At 63.1% G+C, this 3,424-nt stretch carries 6 protein-coding genes; all 6 read left to right on the forward strand.

Features of this window, described 5'->3' with window-relative positions:
* Window positions 1-555 (forward strand): MerR family transcriptional regulator (locus tag QZ326_RS12085; RefSeq protein WP_295745571.1); only part of this gene is annotated, 555 nt, incomplete at its 5' end.
* Window positions 536-793, forward strand: a complete 258-nt coding sequence (locus QZ326_RS12090; RefSeq protein WP_295745574.1) for a hypothetical protein — start codon at window positions 536-538, stop codon at window positions 791-793. The genes QZ326_RS12085 and QZ326_RS12090, both read left to right, overlap by 20 nt.
* Window positions 777-1,040, forward strand: coding sequence for a hypothetical protein (locus QZ326_RS12095; RefSeq protein WP_295745577.1), 264 nt, complete (start codon window positions 777-779; stop codon window positions 1,038-1,040). The genes QZ326_RS12090 and QZ326_RS12095 overlap by 17 nt, the downstream gene beginning before the upstream one ends.
* The gene (locus QZ326_RS12100; RefSeq protein WP_295745580.1) at window positions 1,021-1,335 is read left to right on the forward strand and encodes a YbjQ family protein; all 315 of its coding nucleotides are present in this window, start codon (window positions 1,021-1,023) and stop codon (window positions 1,333-1,335) included. The genes QZ326_RS12095 and QZ326_RS12100 overlap by 20 nt, the downstream gene beginning before the upstream one ends.
* On the forward strand, window positions 1,332-2,045 hold the full coding sequence (locus QZ326_RS12105; protein WP_295745583.1) for an MBL fold metallo-hydrolase: 714 nt from the start codon (window positions 1,332-1,334) through the stop codon (window positions 2,043-2,045). The genes QZ326_RS12100 and QZ326_RS12105 overlap by 4 nt, the downstream gene beginning before the upstream one ends.
* A 186-nt stretch (window positions 2,046-2,231) precedes the next feature.
* Window positions 2,232-3,424 (forward strand): formate--tetrahydrofolate ligase (locus tag QZ326_RS12110; RefSeq protein WP_295745586.1); only part of this gene is annotated, 1,193 nt, incomplete at its 3' end.

Here is a 3,424-nt window from a genome sequence, read left to right on the forward strand (position 1 = left end):
GAGAACGGCTACCGGGACTACGGCGAGGCGGAGGTGGCCGCGCTGCGGCAGATCAAGCTCATGCGGAAGCTGGGCGTGCCTCTGGAGGAGATCCGGAAGATGCAGAGCGGCGTCCACACTGTGGGGGACGGCATGCGGCGGCACCTGGTTTCCCTGGAGCGGAACCGGGAGAACCTGGAGCAGGCCATCCGGCTGTGCGGCGGCCTGACGGACTGTTCGGCGCGGCTGGAGGACCTGGACGCCGAAAACCTCCTCACCCGGATGGAGGCCATGGAACAGGAGGGCACCACTTTCCAAAACAAGCAGCGCAGCGACATCCGCATCCGCTACGTGGCCCCGCTGGTGATCGCCGGGACCATGACGGCGCTGCTGGCAGGACTCATGGCCCTGCTGGTCTGGGTCTTTTTGCTGGACCCAGTCGACGGGCTGCCCCTGCCCTTGCTGCTGATCAGCCTGGCCGTGCTGCTTCTGGTGGCCGGAGGCGTTCTGGCGGCTCTGATCCAGCGGCTGCGGGAGATCGGGAAAGGAGAGATTGATGATGCGAAAGACTACTAAGAAAAAGATCGCCCCTATTGTCATCACCGTCCTGGTAATCGCGTATATCGCACCCCTGATGGCAATCGTCCTGGGGGCCATGGGCCTGTGGAGCGGCGGGGAGACCGTGAACGTCATGTTCCCCCTGCTGTGCTGGTTGGTCGTGGGCGGCGCGGTGATCGCGGGTGCGCTCAAGGCCCTGCGGGAACGGCTGCGGGAGATCGACGGAGGGGAGGAAGAGGATGCCAGCCAATACTGACCGGCGCCGGAGAAAATACCGGCGGCAGGCCATGCTGGGAGTGGTGATGTTCGCTCTTTTGCAGCTGGCCGGCACGGCGTGCTTCGGTGCGCTGTGCCTGATCCCGGATCTGCCCCGGTGGCTGATGGTCCTGTTCGTAGTTTTGGCCGCCGCCTGCGCCGCGCTGATACTTCCGGCGCTGGTGGTGTTAAAGCAGAGATTCACAGAAATTGAAGGAGGAGAATTAGATGCTGCTGCTGAATATTGATTATATCCCCGGAGGGAAGGAATTTGAGGCCCTGGGCATTGCCAAGGGTACGGTGGTCCAGTCCAAAAACTTCGGTAAGGATTTCATGGCGGGTATGAAGACCCTGGTGGGCGGCGAGATCGCGGGCTACACGGAGATGCTGGTGGAGGCCCGGCAGATCGCCACCAAGCGCATGGTGGACGAGACGGAGTCCCTGGGGGCCGACGCCGTCATCAACATCCGCTACGGCTCGTCCTCCGTGATGCAAGGGGCCGCCGAGGTCATCGCCTACGGCACGGCGGTAAAGTTCAAATGATGACGGTCACCTTTCTGGGGCACAGCGGTTTCCTGGCGGAGCTGCCAACCGTGACACTGCTCTTTGACTGGTGGAAAGGGGAACTCCCGGCTTTGCGGCCGGGGGTCCCCCTGTATGTATTTGCCAGTCACCGGCATGAGGACCATTTTGACCCCAAAATCTTTGCTCTGGACGGCGGCCCCCGGGACGTCCGCTTTGTGCTGGGCCACGACATTAAGCTGAGTATACGGAATTTGGAGCGGTGGGGCGTCTCCCCCGGGACGGCGGAGAAGTGCCATATATTGAGGGGCGGCCAGACCTGTACCCTGCCCCAGGCCACAGTCGAGGCCCTGTCCTCCACCGACGAGGGGGAGGCCTTCCTGGTGAAGGCGGACGGCCTCACCCTTTTCCACGCCGGGGACCTGAACTGGTGGCACTGGGAGGGGGAGGACAAGGCCTGGAACAACAACATGGCCGCCAATTTCCAGCGGTACACGGAACCCCTGCGGGGGCGGCGCATCGACCTCGCCATGCTCCCCCTGGACCCCCGGCTGGGAGAGGACGGCTTCCGGGGGCCCAGACACTTTCTGGAGACGGCGGACATTTGTCATTTTCTCCCTATGCACCAGTGGGGGGACTTCGGCTTTACGGAGAAATTCCTGGCCCGCTGCCCGGAATTCAGACCGCAGACCGTCCCTGTCACGGAGGAGGGACAAGGATTCTCTCTGTAAGACGGAGCCTTTCTTTTCCCCAAGGCCCGGCGGCTTCATGAAGCCGCCGGGCCTCTGTGCCCTCAAAGAGACGAAACTCCGGGATATCTGGAATTTTTTATGCAATTTTTCCCTTTTCACCGGAGATGTTTCGTGGTATTATCTCCCTGTGCAAAAAAGTACTACCTATTTTCAGGGAGGCCGGTTATGAAGATTCTGTCTGATATCGAGATCGCGCAGCAGTGCGCCATGCGTCCCATCGCGGAGATTGCCCAGACCGCCGGGGTGGAGGGCAAATACCTGGAACTCTACGGCAATTACAAAGCCAAAGTGGACTACCGCCTCCTGCGGGAGAGCACACGGCCTGACGGGAAGCTGATTTTGGTGACCGCCATCAATCCCACCCCTGCCGGGGAGGGCAAGACCACCACCACGGTGGGTCTGGCGGACGCCATGCGCCGCCTGGGAAAAAACACGCTGGTGGCCCTGCGGGAGCCCTCTCTGGGCCCGGTGTTCGGCGTAAAGGGCGGAGCCGCCGGAGGCGGGTACGCCCAGGTGGTGCCCATGGAGGACATCAATCTCCACTTCACCGGGGACTTCCACGCCATCGGCGCGGCCAATAATCTGCTGGCGGCAATGCTGGACAACCACATCCAGCAGGGCAATCAGCTGGGAATTGACGTGAAGAAGATCACCTGGAAGCGCTGCGTGGACATGAACGACCGGCAGCTGCGCAGCATTGTGGACGGCCTGGGCGGCCGGATGCAGGGCGTGCCCCGGGAGGACGGGTTTGACATCACTGTGGCCAGCGAGATCATGGCGGTGCTGTGCCTGGCCGCGGACATCCCGGACCTGAAAGCCCGGCTGGGCCGGATGGTGGTGGGCTACACCTGCGACGGCAGGCCCGTCACCGCCCATGACCTGAAGGCCGAGGGGGCCATGGCCGCCCTTTTGAAGGACGCCCTGAAGCCCAATCTTGTCCAGACTCTGGAGGGGACGCCCGCCTTCATCCACGGCGGCCCCTTCGCCAACATCGCCCACGGGTGCAACTCCGTGATGGCCACCAAGATGGCCCTGCGGCTGGCGGACTATGCCGTCACCGAGGCGGGCTTCGGCGCGGATCTGGGGGCGGAGAAGTTCCTGGACATCAAATGCCGCCTGGCGGACTTGAAGCCCAGCGCTGTGGTGGTAGTAGCCACGGTCCGGGCGCTGAAAAATCACGGGGGCGTGGCCAAGGCGGACCTGAACGAGGAGAACCTGCCCGCCCTGGAGAGGGGCCTGCCCAATCTGCTCCAGCACGTGGACAACATCAAAAACGTCTTCGGCCTGCCCTGCGTGGTGGCCGTCAACGCCTTCCCCACGGACACCGCCGCCGAGCTGAAGCTGGTGGAGGACAAGTG

Source organism: uncultured Oscillibacter sp., assembly GCF_910587525.1.
Lineage (GTDB): Bacteria > Bacillota > Clostridia > Oscillospirales > Oscillospiraceae > Oscillibacter.

What these genes read in the sequence shown, in the direction of transcription:
- QZ326_RS12090 (WP_295745574.1), top strand. Translation starts at nt 536, where the DNA reads ATGATGCGAAAGACTACTAAGAAAAAGATCGCCCCTATTGTCATCACC.
- QZ326_RS12095 (WP_295745577.1), top strand. Translation starts at nt 777, where the DNA reads ATGCCAGCCAATACTGACCGGCGCCGGAGAAAATACCGGCGGCAGGCC.
- QZ326_RS12100 (WP_295745580.1), top strand. Translation starts at nt 1,021, where the DNA reads ATGCTGCTGCTGAATATTGATTATATCCCCGGAGGGAAGGAATTTGAG.
- QZ326_RS12105 (WP_295745583.1), top strand. Translation starts at nt 1,332, where the DNA reads ATGATGACGGTCACCTTTCTGGGGCACAGCGGTTTCCTGGCGGAGCTG.